Origin of the sequence: Kitasatospora sp. NPDC127067 (assembly GCF_042724755.1) — a bacterium.
Taxonomy (GTDB): Bacteria; Actinomycetota; Actinomycetes; order Streptomycetales; family Streptomycetaceae; genus Kitasatospora; species Kitasatospora lactacystinica.
This window is the reverse complement of sequence record NZ_JBHXEM010000001.1, coordinates 54,324-74,480: the sequence shown is the minus strand read 5'-3', so window position 1 is coordinate 74,480 and position 20,157 is coordinate 54,324. Positions and strand designations below refer to the sequence as shown.

The 20,157-nt window shown below is 74.6% G+C and carries 13 protein-coding genes, 2 pseudogenes and 1 riboswitch; of the genes and pseudogenes, 6 read left to right on the top strand and 9 right to left on the bottom strand.

All coding sequences use genetic code 11. The features are described 5' to 3' along the window. Nucleotides 1–72 precede the first annotated feature (72 nt). Both ACFWJ4_RS00335 and ACFWJ4_RS00330 read right to left on the bottom strand, forming a co-directional pair. Nucleotides 73–855: an ABC transporter ATP-binding protein gene (locus ACFWJ4_RS00335; protein WP_380537831.1), complete on the bottom strand. Its 783-nt coding sequence runs from the start codon at nucleotides 853–855 to the stop codon at nucleotides 73–75. 27 nt (nucleotides 856–882) lie between these two features. Beyond that, nucleotides 883–1,896 carry an ABC transporter substrate-binding protein gene (locus ACFWJ4_RS00330; RefSeq protein ID WP_380537829.1) on the bottom strand — a complete coding sequence of 338 codons (1,014 nt, stop codon included), beginning with the start codon at nucleotides 1,894–1,896 and terminating at the stop codon, nucleotides 883–885. 107 nt (nucleotides 1,897–2,003) lie between these two features. On the opposite strand from ACFWJ4_RS00330, the gene fhuB reads away from it, so the two are divergent. From fhuB to ACFWJ4_RS00305, 5 genes and pseudogenes are all read left to right on the top strand, one after another. After that, entirely contained in the window at nucleotides 2,004–4,181 is a 2,178-nt protein-coding gene (gene fhuB, locus ACFWJ4_RS00325; RefSeq protein ID WP_380537827.1) for a Fe(3+)-hydroxamate ABC transporter permease FhuB, read from the top strand. 10 nt (nucleotides 4,182–4,191) lie between these two features. Continuing rightward, nucleotides 4,192–5,325: pseudogene (fes, locus tag ACFWJ4_RS00320) on the top strand (enterochelin esterase); the annotation flags it as partial. A 127-nt stretch (nucleotides 5,326–5,452) separates the two neighbouring features. Beyond that, complete coding sequence (locus ACFWJ4_RS00315; protein WP_380538079.1) at nucleotides 5,453–6,208, top strand: helix-turn-helix transcriptional regulator; 756 nt, start codon at nucleotides 5,453–5,455, stop codon at nucleotides 6,206–6,208. Continuing rightward, a complete protein-coding gene (locus ACFWJ4_RS00310) occupies nucleotides 6,205–6,402 on the top strand; it encodes a DUF397 domain-containing protein (protein WP_380537825.1) in 198 nt (65 codons plus the stop codon). The genes ACFWJ4_RS00315 and ACFWJ4_RS00310 overlap by 4 nt, the downstream gene beginning before the upstream one ends. A 25-nt stretch (nucleotides 6,403–6,427) precedes the next feature. Further along, nucleotides 6,428–6,496: riboswitch (guanidine-III (ykkC-III) riboswitch) on the top strand. 11 nt (nucleotides 6,497–6,507) lie between these two features. After that, nucleotides 6,508–7,365, top strand: a complete 858-nt coding sequence (locus ACFWJ4_RS00305; RefSeq protein WP_380537823.1) for an MBL fold metallo-hydrolase — start codon at nucleotides 6,508–6,510, stop codon at nucleotides 7,363–7,365. A gap of 22 nt (nucleotides 7,366–7,387) precedes the next feature. Here the strand turns inward: ACFWJ4_RS00305 and ACFWJ4_RS00300 are convergent, their stop codons facing one another. The 4 genes from ACFWJ4_RS00300 to ACFWJ4_RS00285 all read right to left on the bottom strand — a co-directional run bounded on the left by ACFWJ4_RS00300 (nucleotide 7,388) and on the right by ACFWJ4_RS00285 (nucleotide 16,851). Then, the gene (locus ACFWJ4_RS00300; RefSeq protein WP_359904305.1) at nucleotides 7,388–7,936 is read right to left on the bottom strand and encodes a Uma2 family endonuclease; all 549 of its coding nucleotides are present in this window, start codon (nucleotides 7,934–7,936) and stop codon (nucleotides 7,388–7,390) included. Nucleotides 7,937–8,006: 70 nt separating this feature from the next. Beyond that, nucleotides 8,007–9,410: a DHA2 family efflux MFS transporter permease subunit gene (locus ACFWJ4_RS00295; RefSeq protein WP_380537821.1), complete on the bottom strand. Its 1,404-nt coding sequence runs from the start codon at nucleotides 9,408–9,410 to the stop codon at nucleotides 8,007–8,009. Continuing rightward, nucleotides 9,407–9,592 carry an MbtH family protein gene (locus ACFWJ4_RS00290; protein WP_380537819.1) on the bottom strand — a complete coding sequence of 62 codons (186 nt, stop codon included), beginning with the start codon at nucleotides 9,590–9,592 and terminating at the stop codon, nucleotides 9,407–9,409. Before ACFWJ4_RS00290 ends, ACFWJ4_RS00295 begins: the two co-directional genes overlap by 4 nt. Next, a complete protein-coding gene (locus ACFWJ4_RS00285) occupies nucleotides 9,589–16,851 on the bottom strand; it encodes an amino acid adenylation domain-containing protein (protein WP_380537818.1) in 7,263 nt (2,420 codons plus the stop codon). The genes ACFWJ4_RS00290 and ACFWJ4_RS00285 overlap by 4 nt, the downstream gene beginning before the upstream one ends. Before the next feature lie 119 nt (nucleotides 16,852–16,970). Here ACFWJ4_RS00285 and ACFWJ4_RS00280 point away from each other — a divergent pair, with 119 nt between their 5' ends. Further along, nucleotides 16,971–18,173: a M20 family metallopeptidase gene (locus ACFWJ4_RS00280; RefSeq protein WP_380537816.1), complete on the top strand. Its 1,203-nt coding sequence runs from the start codon at nucleotides 16,971–16,973 to the stop codon at nucleotides 18,171–18,173. A gap of 127 nt (nucleotides 18,174–18,300) precedes the next feature. Here ACFWJ4_RS00280 and ACFWJ4_RS00275 read toward each other — a convergent pair whose 3' ends face one another. From ACFWJ4_RS00275 to ACFWJ4_RS00265, 3 genes and pseudogenes are all read right to left on the bottom strand, one after another. Then, nucleotides 18,301–19,167 carry an AMP-binding protein gene (locus ACFWJ4_RS00275; protein ID WP_380537814.1) on the bottom strand — a complete coding sequence of 289 codons (867 nt, stop codon included), beginning with the start codon at nucleotides 19,165–19,167 and terminating at the stop codon, nucleotides 18,301–18,303. Further along, the gene (locus tag ACFWJ4_RS00270) at nucleotides 19,167–19,400 is read right to left on the bottom strand and encodes a phosphopantetheine-binding protein (protein WP_380348422.1); all 234 of its coding nucleotides are present in this window, start codon (nucleotides 19,398–19,400) and stop codon (nucleotides 19,167–19,169) included. The genes ACFWJ4_RS00275 and ACFWJ4_RS00270 overlap by 1 nt, the downstream gene beginning before the upstream one ends. Nucleotides 19,401–19,522: 122 nt before the next feature. Then, nucleotides 19,523–20,140, bottom strand: a pseudogene (locus ACFWJ4_RS00265) (isochorismatase family protein); the annotation flags it as partial. Between the last annotated feature and the right edge of the window lie 17 nt (nucleotides 20,141–20,157).

The following is a 20,157-nucleotide window of genomic DNA, read 5'->3' as shown; positions in this document are numbered from 1 at the left end:
GAGTGATCGAGGAGGCGAAAAAAAGCGGGGCGGCTGCTCGAAAGCAGCCGCCCCGCTCGTCCCTCCGCCCCGTCAGACCGACGGCGCCCGGGGCACGATCACCGGCGCACCGTCGCCCGGCGCCGCGAGCACATGGCTGTCGATGTCGTACAGCGCCCGCACCAGCGGCGCGTCCACCACCTCGCGCGGCGGCCCGCAGGCCACCACCGCGCCGTCCCGCAGCGCGACCAGCAGGTCCGCGTAGCGGGCGGCCGCCGCGAGGTCGTGCAGCACCATGACCACCGTCCGCCCGCCCGCCGCGACCCGGCGGACCAGCTCCAGCACCTCCACCGCGTGCCCGAGGTCGAGCGCGCTGGTCGGCTCGTCGAGCAGGACCACCGGGGTGTCCTGGGCGAGCACCATGGCGAGCCAGCAGCGCTGGCGCTGGCCGCCGGAGAGCCGGTCGAGGCGACGGTCGGCGAGGTCCTCCACGCCGGTGGCGCGCAGGGCCTCGGCGGTCAGCCGCTCGTCCTCCGCCGACCACTGGCGGAACAGCCCCTGGTGCGGATGGCGGCCGTAGCGGACCAGCCCGGCGACGGTGACCGCCTCCGGGGCCTGCGGGCTCTGCGGCAGCAGCGCGACCCGGTGGGCGGCCTGGCGCGGGCGCAGCCGCCACACGTCCTCGCCGCCGACCAGGACCCGCCCGCCGTCCGGGCGGTGCAGCCTCGCGACGGACCGCAGCAGGGTGGACTTCCCGCAGCCGTTCGGACCGACCACCGCCACCACCTGTCCGGCCGGCACGGTGAGGTCGACGCCGCCGAGCACCGGGCGCCCCGGCCCGTAGCCGGCGCTGAGCCCTTGGATGGTCAACTCCATGGCAGCTCCCCCTGGTTCGACGTGCGCTCAGTTGCCGCCGAGTGCCTTGGCGAAGTCGCCGATGACCACGTCGGCGGCGAGCGGGCCGCCCCGGGTGGACCAGACCGAGCCGTCCACGGTGACGGCGTGGTTGTTCTTCACCGCGCCCAGCTCCTGGTAGGCGGGCTTGGACTGGACGTCCTTGAGCGCGGCCTTGCCGTCGTCGGTCAGGGTGGACAGGAACAGCCAGTCGCCGTCGATCTCGTTGAGCTTCTCCAGGCTGAGCGCCGGGCTGTGCGCGTTGCCGTCCTTGTCCTGTGCGGCCGGGCGGGTCAGGCCCATGTCCAGGGCGACGCCGCCGGCGAACTGCTTCTTCTCCATCCAGCTCGGGCCGGTGGGGTTCCAGCGCACGATGGAGACGGCGGCACCCTTGTTCCTGGTGAGCTCGGCGCCCGCCTTGGCGGCCTTGGCGTCGTAGTCGCCGATCACCTTGTTGGCCTGGTCGAGCTTGTTGACGGCGTTGCCGATGCCGCGGAAGGCGAGCTTCCAGTCGTCGGTGGGCGCCATGGTGACCAGCGTGGCGGGGGTGATCTCGCGCAGCTGCTTGAGCACCTGCTCGTCCTGCATGTCGCCGGCCAGGATCAGGTCGGGCTTGGCGGCGATCACCTTGTCCATCACGGGCTGGAGCAGGTTCCCGACCACCGGGATGCCCTGCACCTTGTCCTTGAGGTACGCGGGCGGCTCGGCCAGCCCCTGGCCGTTGGTGATGCCGACCGGCTTGACGCCCAGGGCGAGCACCGCGTCCAGGTCCTCCTGGGTGAGGGTGACGATCCGCTTGGGCTCGGCGGGGACCTCGACGGCCTTGCCGGTGGCGTCCTTGACGGTCCGCTTGCCGCCGCCCGCCGCGTCCGCCGCCGGGGAGGCGGCCGTGGAGGAGCCCGAGGACGAGGAGGAGCCGGAGGAGCCGCAGCCGGTGAGCAGGAGCGCGGCCGCCCCGGAGACGGCCAGCGCCTGGGCCGCACGGCGGCGGACGGGGCTGAGCGGGCGACGGGCGAACGGCATGGGTGCCTCCGGGCAACGGTGGTACGGAAGTTGAGCGGGGTCCGAGAAGTTCGACGGGACGGGGGTGCCCCACGGGACGAGCTCGGCCATTAGGTTAGCCTTACCTTATGACATTCTCGCAAGCCGGCGTCCGCGCGGCGCCCCCCGCCACCGCGCCGGATTCGCCGCCACCGGGCCGGCGGAGCCGTCGGCCCGAGGGTGCCCGCCCCACCTGGCCGGCCGTCACGGCGGCGGCGGTCCTCCTGCTCGCCCTGGCCGCGCTCTCGCTGTCGGTCGGCGCCGGCGAGGTCGGCCCCGGGCGGGTGCTGGACTACCTGCTGAACCACGACGGCGCCCGCGCCGACGGCCGGCTCGCCCTCGTCGTCGGCGACCTGCGGCTGCCGCGCACCCTCATCGCCCTGCTGGTCGGCGCCGCGCTCGGCGTCGCCGGGGCGCAACTGCAGTCCGTCACCCGCAACCCGCTGGCCGAGACCGGCCTGCTCGGCGTCAACGCCGGCGCCTCGCTGGGCGTCGTGCTCGGCATCGCCGTACTCGGCGTGCAGACCTCCTTCGGCTACCTCGCCTTCGCCTTCGGCGGCGCGGTGCTCGCCAGCACCGTGGTGCTGCTGGTCGCCAGCAGCCGGGGCGGCGGATCGCCGATGCGGCTGGTGCTCGCCGGCTCCGCCGTCGCGGCGATCTTCCGCGGACTCACCGACGTGCTGATCGTCAACTCCCCCGAGGCGTACGAGCGGTACCGGGTGTGGGTGCTCGGCTCGCTGGCCGGGGTGGAAGGCTGGACCACCCTGCGCCAGCTCGCTCCGGTGCTCGGTGCCGGGTTCCTGCTCGCCGCCCTCACCACCCGCCCGCTGACCGCGCTCGCCCTCGGCGACGACCTCGCCCGGGGCCTCGGCCACCGACCCGGCGCCACCCGGGCCGCCGTCGCCGTCGCCGTCACCCTGCTGACCGCCTCGGCGGTCGCGCTGGCCGGGCCGATCGCCTTCCTCGGGCTGCTCTCCGGCTTCCTCGCCCGCACCGTCGCCGGCCCCCGGATCGGCCGACTCACCCTGCTCGCCGCGCTCTTCGGCGCCACCGTGCTGACCGGCGCGGACGTGCTCGCCCGGGTGGTGGCCCGGCCCTTCGAGGCGCCGGTCTCGGTGATCGTCGCGCTGATCGGCGCCCCGGCCCTGATCGCGATCGTCCGCTCCCGGCACTCCGCCGCCCTGGCCATGGCCGACCCCGCCGAGTCCACACCGGCCGCACGAAGCGGCGAACCGGCGCCACCCAAGGCGGACTTGACCCTGCGCCACGGCACATGGTCGCTGCTGCTGCCGCGCCGGGCACTGCTGGCCTCGCTCGGCCTGGCCGGCGCCCTGCTGGCCGCCGTCGTGGTCTCGGCGCACGCCGGACAGAGCGAACTCGACCTCGCCCGCACCTTCCAGGCCGTGTTCGGCTACGGCGACCGGCTGGACGTCCTGCTGGTGCAGAAGTTCCGGCTCGGCCGGATCGTCGCCGGACTCGCCGCCGGCGCCGCCCTCGGCCTGGCCGGCTGCCTCACCCAGACCCTCGCCCGCAACCGCCTGGCCACCCCCGAACTCCTCGGCGTCAACGACGGCGCGACCGCCGCCGTACTCATCTCCGCCAGCACCGCGGGCACCTTCGGCGCCTGGTGGGCCGGACCGCTCGGCGCACTGGTCGCCGTCCTGGTCGTCACCCTGGCCTCCGGCGGACTCGGCGCGCGCGGCTACCGGATCCTGGTGGTCGGGCTCGCCATGTCGGCGCTCGCCTCCGCCGTCATCCAGGTCGCGATGGCCCGGCGCTCGCTCAACTCGGCCGGATCGCTGTACATCTGGACCAACGGCAGCCTCAACGGACGCGACCTCGCCGTCGCCACGCCCGTCCTGATCGGACTCGCGGCACTGGTGCCGGTCGCGCTCGCGGTGGCCCGGCGACTGGCGGTGCTGCGCTTCGACGACAACATCGCCTCCGCACTCGGCGTCGACCCGGGCCGGGTCCGACTCGCCTGCCTGCTGCTGGCCGTCGCCCTGGCCGGGCTCGCGGTCGGCGTCTGCGGGCCGGTCGGCTTCGTGGCCCTGGCCGCGCCGGTGATCGCCGGACGGCTGGCCGTGCCCGCGCGGGTCCCCGTGCTCGGCTCCGCCCTGACCGGCGCCCTGCTCGTCGTGCTCGCCGACACACTGGGCCGAGTGCTGTTCGCCGGGGTGGAGATCCCCGTCGGCATCGTCACCACCGTCCTCGGCGGCCCCTTCCTGCTCTGGGTGCTGCTCGGCCGCAAGGGCAGCCCCGCCTAAGCCTCTTGGAGTCACTGCTGTGGAAACCCCGCTCGTCGCCCTCTGCCCCGACGACCCCGCCTACCGCCTGGTCACCTTCACCCATCACGACGGCGACTGCGACGGCGTGCTCGCGCTACTGCACACCGTCACCGACAAGGACCGCCACGCCGGGGACCTGACACCGCATCTGATGAAGCGTCAGTCAAATGGGGTATGGGCGATCACCTACCGGCTGCGCGAGGACCACCGCGCCTCGTACCAGCTGTACCCGTTCCACGGCGAAGCTCCCGGCACCACCCGGCCCGACTGGCTGCGCGTCCTCGACCAGGCCCGCCCCGACCCGTACGACACCGAGCCCCGGCTGCCCGCCCGCGACGGCCGCCACCCCGCCTCGGTGCTCAGCCTGCCCGCCGCCCCCGCGCAGCCGTACGTGACACGGCGCGACGACGTGCCACGCGGACGCACGCTCGCGCACGCGGTGGCCGGGCGGCGGGTGGACGTCCACCTCCCGGCCGGGCACCGGGCCGAGGACGGGCCGTACCCGGTCGCGGTGCTGCTGGACGGCGAGATGTGGGGCGAGGTGCTCTCCGTCGGCGACACCCTCGACAACCTGACGGCCGACGGCGCCATCCCGCCCACCGTCACCCTGCTGATGCACACCATGGGGCCGCAGCGGCCGGACGACCTGAGCTGCAACCCGGGCTTCGTCGACCTCCTCGCCGACCGCCTGCTGCCCTGGGCCGCACAGGAGTTCGGCGCGAGCGGCGACCCGGCCGCCACCGTGATCGCCGGCCAGAGCGCGGGCGGCCTCACCGCCGCCTACGCCGCCTACCGCCGCCCGGACCGCTTCGGCAACGCGCTCTCCCAGTCCGGCTCCTTCTGGTGGCCCGACGAGACCGAGTTCGACGCGGGCAGCGAATGGCTGACCCGGCGCTTCGCCGCCGAGGAGCGGCGCCCCGCCCGCTTCTGGATCGAGGTCGGGCTCCAGGAGTGGATGCTCCTCGCCCAGAACCGCCACCTGCGCGACGTCCTCACGGCCCGCGGCTACGACCTCGCCTACCGCGAGTTCAACGGCGGCCACGACTACGCGTGCTGGCGCGGGGGCCTGGCCGACGGGCTCGCGCACCTGCTCGGGTCACCCGAGGGGATGGTTTCGGGCTGATTCGCATACCTCCAGGCCATCGGGCGTCTAGCGTCGAACTTCGCACCGATCGGCCTGGAGGTATCCCGTGAACGCGCCCTCGTCCGCCACACCGCCGCCGATGTAGTGGAAGTACTGCGGCAATCAGATCAAGCTGTGGCGGACACGCGCGGGTGTCAGCCGCGAGGACCTGGCCACCGAGGCCGGGTACGGCATCGAAAGCCTGCGGTCGATGGAGGCGGGGCGGCGGAAGCCGTCCGTACATCTGTTGCAGGTGGCGGACGACATGTGCGACGCGAAGGGAATCCTGGCAGCCGGGGCGCAATTCCTGAAGCCCGAGAAATATCCGTCCTCCGCCGAGGACTACATGAAGTACGAAGCCGAGGCGGTGGCACTCAACTGGTACGAGAACCACTTCTTTCCAGGTCTGCTGCAGACCGAAGAGACCGTGAGAACGCTCCTCGAATCCCACTGGCCGCCACTCGATGACGAGACGGTCGAGACGCGGGTCGCAGCGAGGTTGGAACGCCAGGAAATGCTGAAGGTGCAGACCAAAGCCTTCAACTTCCTCATCGAGGAAGGAGTCCTACGACGGCCGCTCACGACCATCGAAGCCCACCACCGGCAGTTGCGCCACGTTCTGACGGTCGGCGAGGCACGCCACATCACGGTTCAAGTGGTTCCGTCCCGGGGGATCCACCCTGGTCTGAACGGGCAGTTCATCCTTCTCGAAACCGTCGAACATCAGCGACTCGCGTATGAGGAGGGCCAGGCGATGGGCATGCTCCACGCAGACCCGGCCAGGGTGAGCATCCTCAGTCATCGCCATGAAATGATCCTCCGGCAGGCGCTCAGCCCCGAGGCCTCGGCCAAGCTGATCAGTGAGTCGCTGGAGGAGCTATGAACGATGCGTTGACCTGGTTCAAGTCCAGCCACAGCAACACCGAGGGCGGCGCCTGCGTCGAGATCGCCCTCGCCCCGGGCACCGTTCATGTCCGCGACTCCAAGGACAGGACCGGGCCCCGGCTCGCCTTCACCGCCGAGGCCTGGGCCGACTTCGTGCAGCTCGCCCGAGATGTCACTCCTCTGGACCGCTGAAATTCATCGCCCGTGCTAGCGTCCCGGGGGCGGTGCAGCGGCGCCGGCCCCGGACGAGACGTGCGCCGTACCCGGCCTGCCAAGACGACGCACTGTGGAGGCGTCATGGCCGCTGCCGGTGCACCGGTCGCCCGTCCGCTGGACGTGCGGTGGATCCACGGTTCCCCGTCCGCCAAGCACAACACGGACCCGGACATCCAGGTCCACGAGTACAACGAGCACACCGTCATCCTGCGGCAGAACAAGGCGATCAACTACGAGGCCCCGTTCCTGTTCCTGCTCTTCGGGGCGGAGCGGACGGTGCTGATCGACACCGGGGCGACGGCCGAGGCCGCGTACTTCCCCCTGCGCGCGACGGTCGACGCGCTGGTGGAGGCGTGGCTCGCCCGCAATCCCCGGGACGGCTACGAGCTGCTGGTGCTGCACACCCACCCGCACGGCGACCACATCGCGGGCGACGGCCAGTTCGCCGACCGGCCCGCGACCACTCTGGTCGGTGCCGATCTGCCCACCGCCTGGCCGTACTTCGGCTTCGACCGGGACGAGGAGGCCGTGGCCCTGGTCGACCTGGGCGGCGGGCGGGTGCTGAAGTGCCTGGCCACGCCGGGGCACCACGAGGCGGCCGTCACGTACTACGACCCGTGGACGGGCTTCCTGCTCACCGGAGACACCGTCTATCCGGGGCGGCTGTACATCGACGACTGGCCGGCCTTCCGACGGACCGTCGAGCGGCTGGTGGCGTTCGCCGGGCGCCACCCGGTGACGTACGTGCTCGGCTGCCACATCGAGATGACCCGCGACCCGGGCGTCGACTACCCGATCCGCACCACCCACCAGCCCGACGAGCCTCCGCTCCAGCTCACCCCCGCCCACCTGGACCGCATCCGGGCGGCCGTCGCCGAACTCGGCGACCGGCCGCGCCGGTGCCCGCTGGACGACCTGATCCTCTGGCCGAGCGAGTGAACTCCCCGGGCCCCGCGGCCGATCAGTCCCGGTAGGGGACCAGCCGGGTCAGGTCCAGCTCGAAGTCGAAGGGCGCGGGGATGCGGAGCTTCTCGCCGAACTCCCGCTCCGTCCGGGTGTGGTAGCGGTCGCGGTTGGGTTCGGAGAACAGGGTCACCGTCTTCTGCCGGGGGTCCACGATCAGGTAGAGCGGGAAGCCCATCCGCGGGTAGTCGCGGACCTTCCCGCTCCAGTCGTTGTCGGGGTTGGACGGCGAGGCGATCTCGACCGCGATCAGCGCCAGGTCGGCGGGGATCTCGCGGCCCAGCTCGATGATGTCCTCGGGCAGGTAGGTGAGGTCCGGGTTGCGGACGGAACCGACCTCCGGCGAGGAGAGGTCGCTGTTCCCCGTCGGGAAGTAGCCGGGAGGACAGTGTGCCTCGAACTGGCGCTGGACGATCGCCAGGTTGAGCTGGTGAATCGATGACGGTGACGTCTGCATGACGATGATGTCACCGGACAGCTCGACCTTGTAGCCGTCCGGCAGGCTACGACGGGCCTCTTCGAGCAGACGGTAGTGCTGAGGGTTCATGGGCTCTCCTCCGGTGCTCCGACCACCGTAGGGCAGTCGGAGCACCGGAGGACCACGAACCGCACCGGCGTCATTCCTCCGGCGGCGGGCCCAGGGCCTCGGCGGGGAGGCGGGCGGCCAGCAGGGTGCCGGCGGCGACCAGGGCGGCTGTCAGCAGGAGGGCGAGGCGGTACGGCCCGACACCCGTGCCGTCGCCGAGCGCACCGATCAGCGCGGCGGTGGCCGCGATGCCCAGCGCCCCGCCGAGGGTGCGCAGGATGGTGAACAGGCCCATCGCGCGGCCCATGGCGGGCGGCGGGACGTCGGCGAAGCCGGCGATCTGGACGGTGAGGACGGCGGTGCCCAGGATCAGGCCGACGCAGAACATCAACACCCGTACGGCCCACGGGTTCTCGGCGAAACCGAGGGAGGCGAGGACGACCGCCGCCAGCAGCAGGCCTGGCAGGGCGAGCCGGCGCGGACCGAGCCGGGGCAGCAGGCGGTCGACCACCTGGGAGGCGGCCATCAGGCCGATCGCCTCCGGGAAGACGCTCAGCCCGGCGTCCAGGGCGGTGGCGCCGCGCGCCGCCTGGTAGAGCAGCGGCAGCACGAACAGCGCGCCCATCAGCCCGGCCGAGGTCAGCAGGGCGAGCCAGCTCGCCGCGCCGAAGGTGCGGTCGGCGAGCAGCCGCAGGTCCACCAGAGGTTCGGGGGCCCGGAGTTGGTGCCGTACGGCCGCCCCCAGCAGGGCCAGGCCGAGCAGTCCGCCGAGGGCCACGCCCGGGGAGGTCCAGCCGTGCGCCGGGCCGAAGCCGAGGGCGTAGGTCAGCAGGCCGAGGCCGGGCGTGGCGAGCAGGAAGCCGGTGGTGTCGAAGCGGCCGGCCGGGGGCTCCTGTTCGCCGCGCAGGCCGACCAGCCCGATGAGCACGGCGGCGACCCCGATCGGCACGTTGACCAGGAACAGCCAGTGCCAGGAGAGGTGTTCGGTGAGGAAGCCGCCGAGCGGCGGCCCGAGGGCGGGCATCAGCGCGGTCGGGACGATCAGGATGCGGCCCAGGCCCGCCCGCTCGTGCGGGGCGAAGGCCCGGAACAGCAGCGTCATCCCGACCGGGGTGAGCAGCCCGCCGGCCACGCCCTGGACGGCCCGGGCCGCCGACAGCGTGCCCAGGCCGGGTGCCGCCGCGCAGAGCGCGGAGGCGAGCGTGAAGGCGGCGAGCGCGCCGAGGAAGACCCGCTTGACGCCGTACCGGTCGCCGAGCCAGCCGGCCACCGGCAGGCCGAGGGCGAGGCCGACCAGGAAGGCGGTCTCCACGGCGTTGGCCGCCGAGACGGGCCTGCCGAAGTCCTCGGCGATGCTGAACAGCGCCGGGTTGACGATGGTCGAGTCCAGGCCGTTCATGCACATCGCGGCCGTGTAGACGACGACCACCGCGGCGCGCCCCGCGAGCAGGGGGCGCGCCGGGGCCTCGACGCCGGACGGGGCGGGAGGGGTCACAGGGTGGTCCAGTTCGCGGCGATCCACTCCAGGGCGGCCGGGCGCTCGCACGGGCCGTGGGCGATGCTCCAGCCGGCCGGGACGGCGGCGAAGGCGGGCCACAGGGAGTGCTGTCCCTCGGGGTTGACGAGCGCGAGGAACTCGCCGTCGGCGTCGAAGGGATTGGCGGGGGCGTCACTCATCGGTGGTCTTCTCCATCGTCGGTCTTCTTCGGGAGGTCGGCGAGGTGGTCGGCGATCACGCTCGCGATGTGCGCGATCGGGGCGGGCAGGGTCATGTCCTTGTGGGAGCAGGCCACGTTCGTGTTGGCGATCCGGCCGGACACGTACGGCTCCCAGAGCTCGGGCACCAGGGTGTCGTCGATGGTGTCGACGGTGGCGCGGAAGAACAGCACGTCGCCGTCGAAGCGGCGGTGGTCGTAGCCGCGCACCAGGTGGTTGGTGTTGAGGTAGGTCTCGTTCAGCGCGGCCACGGTGGCCTCGTCGAGCCCGGCGAGCGGGCTGCCCTCGCGGCGCAACAGCTCGGTGACGGGGCCGAGTTCGAGCGGACGGCCGTCGAGGTCGGCGGGCCCGAAGCCGCCCATGGTGAGCAGCGCCTCCAGCGCCTCGGCCTGGTCCGGGACGGGCAGCTCGCGAAAGCCCTCGGCGGGGTAGGCGTCCAGGATCGCGAGCAGTTCCACGTCCTGGCCGAGTTCCTGGAGCCGGATGGCCACCGCGTGCGCGATGATCCCGCCGGTGGACCAGCCGAGCAGCCGGTACGGGCCCTCGGGCTGGACCTCGCGCAGCCGGTCGGCGTAGTGCGCGGCCAGCTCCTCCAGGGTGCCGGGCAGCGGCTCGGCAGCGGTGGCGGCGCCGACGCCCTGGGCCTGGAGGCCGTAGATCGGCACCTCGCCGGGCAGGTTGCGGATCAGTCCGGTGTAGCACCAGCTGAGGCCGCCGGCCGGGTGCACGGCGAACAGCGGGCGCTGCCGCCCGGGGGCGACGGGCCGCAGCGGGAGCAGCACGTCCAGGGCGTCGGTGTCCGGTGCGCCCGCCGCGAGGGCGGCGTCCAGGGCGGCCACGGTGGACGCCTGGAACAGGGCACCGATGCCGACGTCCAGTCCGAGCACCTCGCGGATCCGCCCGGCGAGACGCACGACCAGCAGCGAGTGCCCGCCGAGCGCGAAGAAGTCGTCCTCGACGCCGACCGAGGCAACGCCCAGCACCTCGGCGAACAGTTCGCACAGCTGCTGCTCGCGCGGGGTGCGCGGCGGGCGGCCGGCGCCCGCGGCGGGGGCCTCGGGGGCGGGCAGGGCGCGGCGGTCGAGCTTGCCGTTGGCGGTCAGCGGGAGGCGGTCGAGCAGGACGACGGCGGAGGGCACCATGTGGACGGGCAGTTCGGCGGCGGCGTGGGCGCGCAGCTCGTCCGGGGTGGCGCCGTCGGCCACCGCGTAGCCGACCAGCCGCTTGTCCCCCGGCACGTCCTCCCGGACCACCACGGCGGCGTCGGCGACGGCCGGGTGCGCGGCCAGCACGGCCTCGATCTCGCCGAGTTCGATCCGGAAGCCGCGCAGCTTGACCTGCTGGTCGGCGCGGCCGAAGTACTCCAGCACGCCGTCGGCGCGGCGCCGGGCGAGGTCCCCGGACCGGTACATCCTGATGCCGCGCTCGCCGAACAGCTCGGCGTACGGGTCGGCGACGAAGCGGGTCGCGGTCAGCTCGGGGCGGCCGAGGTAGCCGCGGGCCAGGCCCGCCCCGGCCACGTACATCTCACCGGTGACGCCGGGCGGGACGGGCTGGAGGTGCTGGTCGAGGACGTAGACCCGGAGGTCGGGGATGTTGACGCCGATGGTGCTGCTGCTCCCGGCGGCGGCGCTCGCCCGGTCGAGGGCGATGTACGAGACGTGCACGGTGGTCTCGGTGATGCCGTACATGTTGACCAGCACGGGGGCGTCCTCGGCGTGCCGGTCGTACCAGTCGTCCAGCCGGGCGAGTTCGAGCGCCTCGCCGCCGAACACCACGTAGCGCAGGGCGAGTTCGCTGCCGGGGCGGTCCCGGTCGGCGGCACTGAGCTGGTAGAAGGCGGACGGCGTCTGGTTGAGCACGGTGACCCGCTCGCGGGCGAGCAGCTCCAGGAAGGCCGCCGGGTCGCGGCTGATCAGGTGCGGGACGACGACCAGCCGGCCGCCGTGCAGCAGGGCGCCCCACAGCTCCCAGACCGAGAAGTCGAAGGCGTAGGAGTGGAACAGCGTCCACACGTCCTCGGCTCCGAAGCCGAACCAGTGGTCGGTGGCGCCGAACAGCCGGACCACGTTGCGGTGGGTGACGGGCACGCCCTTGGGCCGGCCGGTGGAGCCGGAGGTGTAGATGACGTAGGCGGTGTCCTCGGCCCGCAGCGGGCGGGTGCGCTCGTGCTGGGCCAGCGGGACGGCCGGGTGGCGCTCGGACTCCGGGCCGTCGACCAGGAGTTGGCGCACCTCGTGGGCGGGCAGCCGGGGCGCGGTGGCCCGGTCGGTGAGCAGGGCGGCGGGGGTTGCGTCGGCCAGCATGTAGGCGAGCCGGTCGGCCGGGTAGTCGGGGTCGAGCGGCAGGTACGCGGCGCCGGACTTGGCCACCGCCAGCAGGGCGACGACCAGTTCGAGCGAGCGCGGCAGGGCGAGCGCGACGATGGTGCCGGGGCCGATGCCCTCGGCGGCCAGCAGCCGGGCCAGCCGGTCGGCGCGGGCCCCGAGTTCGGTGTAGTCGAGCTGCTCGCCCTGGTAACCGACCGCGACGGCGCGTGGGTTGGCGGCGGCGGCCGCCTCGAACAGCTCGGGCAGGGTGGCGTCCGAAGCCGTCTCCACCGACGGGCCGTTCCACTCGACCAGGGCGCGCCGCCGCTCCTCCTCGCCGATCAGCGGCAGCAGGCCGATCGGGGTGTCGGGGGCGCTCGCGGCAGCGGTGAGCAGCCTGGTCAGGCGCTCCGCGAGCGCGGCCGCGGTGGCGGCGTCGAAGAGGTCGGTGCGGTACTCCAGGAAGCCGCCGACGCCGCCGCCGGGCAGTTCGCCGGCATTGAGGGTGAGGTCGAACTTGGCCGTACCGCTGGGGATCGCGGCGATGTCGGCGGTGAGGTCGCCGCCCAGGGCGATCCGCTCGTCCGGGCGGCTCTGCCAGGCGAGCATCACCTGGAACAGCGGGTGCCAGGCGAGCGAGCGGGCCGGGTTGAGCTCCTCGACCAGCCGGTCGAAGGGCAGTTCGGCGTGCTCGTGCGCGGCGAGCACGGTGGCGCGGACCCGGGCGAGCAGCTCCCGGAAGGTGGGGTCGCCGGACGTGTCGGTGCGCAGCACCAGCGAGTTGACGAAGTAGCCGACCAGTGCGGCGGTCTGCTCGTCCTCGCGGCCGGCCACCGGGGTGCCGACCGGGACGTCCGTGCCGGCGCCGTGCCGGGTGAGCAGGGCGGCGAGACCGGCCTGGACGGCCATGAAGACGGTGCTGCCGGCGGCCCGGACGAGCGCGGCCAGGGCGCTGTGCGCCTCGGCGCCGAGCGCGAAGGGAACGGTGGCGCCCCGGTGGCCCGCCACGGCCGGGCGGGGGCGGTCGAGGGGAAGCTCCAGCTGGTCGGGCAGTCCGGCGAGCGCGGCACGCCAGTGCTCCGCCTGCCGGACGGCGAGCGCGCTGGGCGCCTCGGTGGTGCCGATCCGCTCCCGCTGCCAGGCCGCGTGGTCGGCGTACTGGACGGTGAGCCGCGGCAGTTCGGGGTCCAGTCCGGCGATCCTGGCGGTGTAGGCGGCGGCGAGGTCGCGCAGCAGCGGGGTGGTGGAGGCGCCGTCGCCCGCGATGTGGTGGAGCAGCAGGAGCAGGGTGTGCCGCTCCTCTCCGCCGGTGGGCGGGGTGGATCCGCCGGCCGCGGCGGGCCCGGTGAACAGTGTGGCGCGCAGCGGGGGTTCGGCGGTCAGGTCGAAGGCGTACCGGACGGCCTCGGCCAAGTCGCCGGTGCCGTCGTGGAGTTCGATGCCCGCAGCGGGCAGGATGCGCTGGTACGGGCTGCCGTCCGCCTCCTCCCCGTAGACGGTGCGCAGGACTTCGTGCCGGGCGACGAGGTCGCCGAGGGCGAGGGTGAGGGCGTGCCGGTCGAGCGGGCCGGTGAGGGTGAGCGCCAGCGGGATGTTGTAGGTCGGGCTGGGGCCTTCGAGGCAGTGCAGGAACCAGAGGCCGCGCTGGGCGGGCGAGAGCGGCATCCGCTCGGTGCGCGGCACGGGCACCGGGACGGAACGCCGCTGCTCGGGCTCCGCGGCCGGGCCGGCCGCCCCGCCGAGCAGGGCCGCGAGGCCGGCCGGGGTCGACTGCCGGAACACGTCGGCGAACCCGACCGGGGCCGCGAAGGTGTCGCGCAGCCGGGCGGCCAGGCGGCCGGCGAGCAGCGAGTGGCCGCCGAGGTCGAAGAAGGAGGCGTCCCGGCCGGGCGCCCGCGGCAGACCGAGGACCTCGGCGAACAGGCCGCAGACCAGTTCCTCCTGGGGTGTGGCCGCCGCCGTGCCCTCGGTGGTGACGGCCGGCTCGGGCAGGGCGCGGTGGTCGAGCTTGTCGTGGGCGGTGCGCGGCAGTTCGTCCAGCAGCAGGACGGCCGCCGGGACCATGTGCGCGGGCAGCCGGGCGGCGAGCGCGGCGCGCAGCCCGTCCGGGTCGGGCCTGCTGCCGCTCTCCGGGACGGCGTAGCCGAGCAGCCGCTTGCCCTGCGGTCCGGGGCGGGCGATCACCACGGCCTGGGCGACACCGGGCAGTTCGGCGAGGACGGCGGCGATCTCGCCGGGTTCGATCCGGAAGCCGCGGATCTTCACCTGGTCGTCGGCCCGGCCGAGGAACTCCAGGGTGCCGTCGGGGCGGCGCCGGGCGAGGTCGCCGGTGCGGTACATCCGGCCGCCGGGCGGGCCGAACGGGTCGGCGAGGAAGCGTTCGGCGGTGAGGTCGGGGCGGCCGAGGTAGCCGCGGGCCAGGCACGCCCCGGCCACGTACAGCTCGCCGGTGACGCCGTCGGGGGCGGGGCGCAGCGAGCCGTCCAGGACGTAGGCGCGCGAGCCGCGCACCACCCGGCCGCGCGGGGCGCCGTCCGGGCCCGGGGTCCAGGCGTAGGCGTCGACGGTGGTCTCGGTGGGGCCGTAGAGGTCGACCGGGTGCAGGCCGGGGACGGCGGTGAGGCGCTGCCAGAGGGCGGGCGGGGTGGCCTCGCCGCCGACCACGAGGACGGACGGGCGGTGCCGCCCCTCGTCCAGGATGCCTTCGGCGAGCAGGACTTCGAGGTAGGAGGGGGTGAGGTCGAGGTAGTCGATGCGCTCCCGGTCGAGGTGGGCGGCGAGCGCGGCCGGGTCGCGGTAGGTGGCGTCGTCCAGCAGGTGGAGCTCGTGGCCGTGGACCATCCAGAGCACCGGGTCCCAGGAGGCGTCGAAGGCGAAGGAGGCGCTGTGGGCGACGCGCAGCCGCTCCCGGCCGGTGCGGCGCACGGCGGGGGCGACGTGGTCCTCGCCGAGGCCGGCGTGCAGGTTGGCCAGCGAGGCGTGGGTGACCACCACGCCCTTGGGGCGGCCGGTGGAGCCCGAGGTGTGCAGGACGTAGGCGGGCTGGTCGAGTCGCGGGGCGGGCAGGGCAGGCACGGGCTCGCGGTCGGGCCCGGGCTCACCGCCGGGCCCGGCGTCGGCCGCTTCCGGGCGGACGGTGGGCAGGCCGGCGGGCAGGTCGAGCCCGGCGAGGGCCTCGGCGGTGGCGACCGCGCAGACCGGGCGGGCGTCGGCCAGGACGGCGGCCAGGCGCTGCGCGGGGTGGGCAAGGTCGAGGGAGACGCAGGCGCCGCCCGCCTTGAGGACGGCGAGCATCGCGACCAGGGTGTCGGTGCCGCGCGGCAGGGCGATCGCGACCGGCGCCCCGGCCCGGACGCCCAGGGCGGCCAGGCGGTGGGCGAGCCGGTCGGCGGCGGCGTCGAGCTGCCGGTAGGTCAGCGCGCTCGAACCGGAGCGGACGGCGACGGCGTCCGGGGTGCGGGCGGCCCGGGCGGCGAACAGCTCGGGCACGGTCCGCTCGGCCGGGTGCTCGGTGCGGCCCTCGGTGGCGCGGCGCAGGCCGTCCGGGTCGAGCAGGTCGATCCGGGCGATCGGCGTCCGCGGGTCGGTGAGCAGCAGCTCGGCGAGGGCGTCGAGGTAGCGCAGCAGGCCGTCGCGGTGGGCGGCGAGCGAGGCGGGCCCGTAGCGGGCCGGGTCGGCGTCGATGACCAGGCGCAGCGCGCCGTCCGGGCCGGGCGAGACGTTCAGGGCGAGGTCGTCCACCGGGCCGGCGGCGAGGTTGCGGACGGTGCCGGGCAGGCCGGCCAGGTCGAGGTCGCTCTCGAAGGCCTTGATGTTGACCATCGGGCCGAACAGGGCGTGGCGGTCGCCGGTACGGCCGAGGTCGCGGCGCAGTTCCTCCAGCGGGTAGCGCTGGTGGCGGCGGACGGCGCGCAGCTCGCGGACCACGGCGCGCACCAGCGCCTCAGCGCTGTCGGCGGGGTGCACGGTGAGGCGCAGCGGGAGCACGTTGGCGGCGGCCACGGGGGTGCGCAGGGCGGCCGGACCACGCCGGTTGGCGAGCGGCAGGCCGAGGACCACGTCCTGGGCGCCGGTCAGGCGGTGCAGGTATCCGGCGGCGGCGGCGAGGAGCAGTTCGGCCCAGGTGGCGCGGACGGCGTCGGCGGCGCGTTCCAGGCGGTCGCGGGTGCCGGCGGGCAGGTCGGCGGCGAGGCGGACCGCCTCGCCGGGCACGGCGTCCCGGTCGGCGGCGGCGGGTTCGGGGGTTCCCGGGAGGGCGACCGGGGTGTCCGCGCCGGCCATCCGGGCGGACCAGTGGGCGCGGTCGGCCTCGTACTGCGCGCTCCCCCGGTACGCGGCCTCCTCGGCGGCGGCCTCGGCGAGTCCGGCGAAGGGGTTCGGGGCGGGTTCGGCTCCGGTGACGCGGGCGGCGTAGAGGGCGGCGATCCGCTCGCCGAGGAGGGTCAACGCGTAGGCGTCGACGGCAAGGTGGTGGATGCGGCGGTACCAGATCCGGCGGTCCTCGGCGAGGCGGATCAGCGCGTGGGTGAACAGCGGACCCTCGGCGAGGTCGGCCGGGCGGGCGAGGTCGGCGCGCATCCAGGCCTCGGCCTCGGCGGCCGGGTCGGCGGCGGCCCGCAGGTCGAGGCGGTGCAGCGGCCAGCGGCGGCCGGGGCGCAGCCGCTGGCGCGGCGTGCCGTCCGGGCCGGTGACGACGACGGCGCTCAGCGCCTGGGCCTCGTCCACCGCCTGCCGCAGCGCTTGTTCGAACCGGTCCTCGTCGAGCGGGCCGGTGATCTCGACCGCGTCGCCGGTGTTGTAGACCGGGCTCGCGGGGTCGAGTGCCTGGGCGTACCAGATCGCGGCCTGGGCGGCGAGCAGGGGGACGTCGGCGGTCTGGCTGTCGGCGATCTGGGTTTCGACGGCAGGCATGGGGTGGAGAGCTCCTCGGGGATCCGGAACGCCTTACTTAGGTTAGCCTAATCTAACTTCATATGATCTGGTCAACGGCCCCGCACGGACGAGCCCCTGACAACCCGGAGACACCACCCATGCCCCAGACCGAGCCGCCGACCACTCCCCCCGCCGAGGCCAAGCAGGCCGTGCGCGACCGCGTCCACGCCCACCGGGCCGAGCTGCTCGCACTCAGCCGCCGCATCCACGCCCACCCCGAGACCGCCTTCGAGGAACACCTCGCGGCCGCCTGGTGCGCCGAACTGCTGCGCGCACACGGCTACTCGGTCACCGCACCCGCCCACGGCCTGGCCACCGCGTTCGACGCGCGCCTCGGCAGCGGACCGGTCACCGTCGCGCTGGTCTGCGAGTACGACGCGCTGCCCGACCTCGGCCACGCCTGCGGGCACAACCTGATCGCCGCCGCCGGGATCGGCGCCGCGCTCGGGCTCGCCCCGCACGCGGACAGGCTCGGGCTCACCGTCCGGGTGATCGGCGCTCCGGCCGAGGAGCGCGGGGCCGGCAAGGCGCTGCTGCTGGAGGCCGGGGCGTTCGACGGGGTGGACGCCGCGATGATGGTCCACCCCTGCCCCGTCGAGATCGCCGACTTCCGCTCCTTCGCGCTCGGCACGCTGTCCGTCCGCTACACCGGGCGGGCCGCCCACCCGAGCCTCGACCCCCACCGGGGGCGCAACGCCGCCGACGCGCTCACCGTCGCCCAGGTCGCCATCGGGCTGCTGCGCCAGCAACTCCCGCCGCAGTGGCGGGTGCACGGCATCACCACGGCGGCCGGGACGGCGCCGAACCTGATCCCGGACAGCGCGAGCGCCGAGTACGAGATCCGGGCCTCGGCGGCGGAGGACCTCGCCGAGCTGCGCTCCCGGGTCGAGGACTGCTTCCGCGCCGGGGCGCTCGCCACCGGCTGCGAGGTGGAACTGACCCGACCCGAGCCGGACTACCTGGACATGCGCTCCGACACCCGGTTGCTGGCACTGTGGCGGGCCAACGCGGCGGTGCTCGGCCGGCCGGAACCGGTCGAGAGCGGACCCTTCGCCTGTACGGACATGGGGAACGTGTCGCACGCGGTGCCGTCCATCCATCCGGTGCTGGACATCACCCGCGGCGCCTGCGCCCCGCACGAGGCGGCCTTCGCCGAGGCGGCGCGGGGCGTGGAGGCCGAGCGGGCGGTGCTGGACGGCGCGGTGGCGATGGCGTGGACGGCGGTGGACCTGGCAGCGGACCAGGCGGTGGACCAGGCAGCGCGTCCGGCGGCCGAGGCCGCGGCGGGTGGGGTGCGCTGACCGACGGGGGACGGCCGACAACTTTCAGCGAACAGATGATGAAATCTGTCACCTGAACTCTGTTCGCTGAAAGTTGTCACCCGAAGTCCGTCCGCGTCCGCACGCCGTAGCGCCCGGCCGCCCGCCCTCACCCGCCGAGCAGCACCCCCGGCGCCACCCGCACCGCCGTCACGCCCAGCTTCCGCACCAGCTCCCCGACCTCGCCCTCCTGCCACGGGTCGGCGAGCACCACCGCGGCACCCGTCCGCAGCGGCCACAGGTACTCCCAGAGCGGCAGGCCCAGGTGGAGCACCCGGTCGCCAGGCCCGAGCGGATGCTCGGCCTGGAGCTCGCGCACCCGGCGGTCCGCCTCGGCATGGGTGAGCCGCACGGCGGTCGGGCGCCCGCCCGGGCCGTACCCGACGCAGAGCAGGTGGTGCGGGGTCAGCGCCCTGGGCGGATCGGTGGGCAGCTCGCCGTCCGTCTCCAGCCCGGCCAACGCCCCGGGCACCCCCTCCCCCAGCACGCAGACCGGCGCGTTCTCCGCCAGCAGCCGGTCCCGCCGCCCGGGCGTGTCCGCCGGGTCCAGCGGGAGGTACGCCGCGCCCGACTTCGCCACCGCCAGCAGCGCCGTCAGCAGCTCCGCCGGACGCCGGAGGCCCGCCAGGCCGACCACCGTGCCCGGGCGGGCCCCGCGGGCGGCCAGGGCGCGCGCCAGCCGGTTGGCCGCGGCGTTCAACTCCCGGTAGCCGACGGTCTCCCCGTCCGCGAGCACCAGCGCCGGCGCATCCGGTGTCCGGGCCGCCTGGGCCTCGACCGGACCGACCGCGGTGGTCGCCGGGTACCGCACCGTACGTTGGGGCAGTGCGGGCAGCTCGGGCGCCGCCGACAGCACCGCCTCGCGGACCGCACCCGGGGCCGCGCCGCGGACCGCCTCGCGCACCCCCGCCGCCGTCACGCCCGCCGCCGCCACCTCCGCCGCCGTCATGTCCGGCGCCATCACCTCCGGCACCATCACGCCGCACCCAGCAGCTCGGCCCAGGCCTCGATCGCCGGGCGCTCCGCGAGCTGGACGAACGCCACCTCGGCGCCCGCCTCCTGCCAGCGCCCGGCCAGGGTCATCAGCCGGATGGAGTCCAGCCCCCAGTCGACCAGGTTCTCGTCCAGCGGGATCTCCGCCGGGTCCTCGCCGAGCAGATCGGCGACCTCGGCCCGGATCCGCTCCACCGTGAAGCCCACGCCCGTCACTTCCCGCTCACCCCTTCGAGTTCCGCAACAACCGCGACACCAGCGACATCAGTGACACCAGCGACGCCCGCGACACCCTGGACATCCGAAACGCCCGGGGCGGCCGGAGCCAGCGCCCCGAGCACGGCCTTCGCCGTGGTGACCGTCCCGCAGCGCCCGGCCACCCAGGCCAGCGCGTCGCGGTGCTCCGCCGGGCCGAAGTCGGCGACCGCGTCGGCCACCACGAAGGCCTGCACGTCCCGCATCCAGGCGTCGCATGCGGTGGCCTGCACGCCGATGTGCGCGTACACGCCGGTGATCACCAGCTGGTCCCGCCCCTGCTCGCGCAGCAGCTGCTCCAACTCGGTGCGCACGAAGGCGCTGTACTTCCACTTGGTGAGCACCGTGTCCACCGGCTCCGGGGCCACGGCCTCGGCGATCGCGGTGGCCCGCGGGTCGTCCGGGATGCCCGGGCCCCAGAAGTCCTGCTGCAGCCCGCGCTCGGCCGGGCTCTGCCCGCCGAGCTGCGCCGAGTACACGACGGAGACGCCGGCGGCGCGCGCCGCACTGGCCAACGCCGAGACGTTGTGCAGGAGTTCGGGCACCGGCGCGGCCTCGGCGTCGAAGGCGTCCAGGAAGTGGTTCTGCAGGTCGTGCACCAGCAGCACGGCGCGCGCCGGGTCCACCGTCCAGGAGACCCGGTTGGCGGGCAGCTCCTCGGCGGCGGGCATGGGATAGCGGGGAATGCGGGGCAGGCCCACAGTGGTGTTCCTTAGCT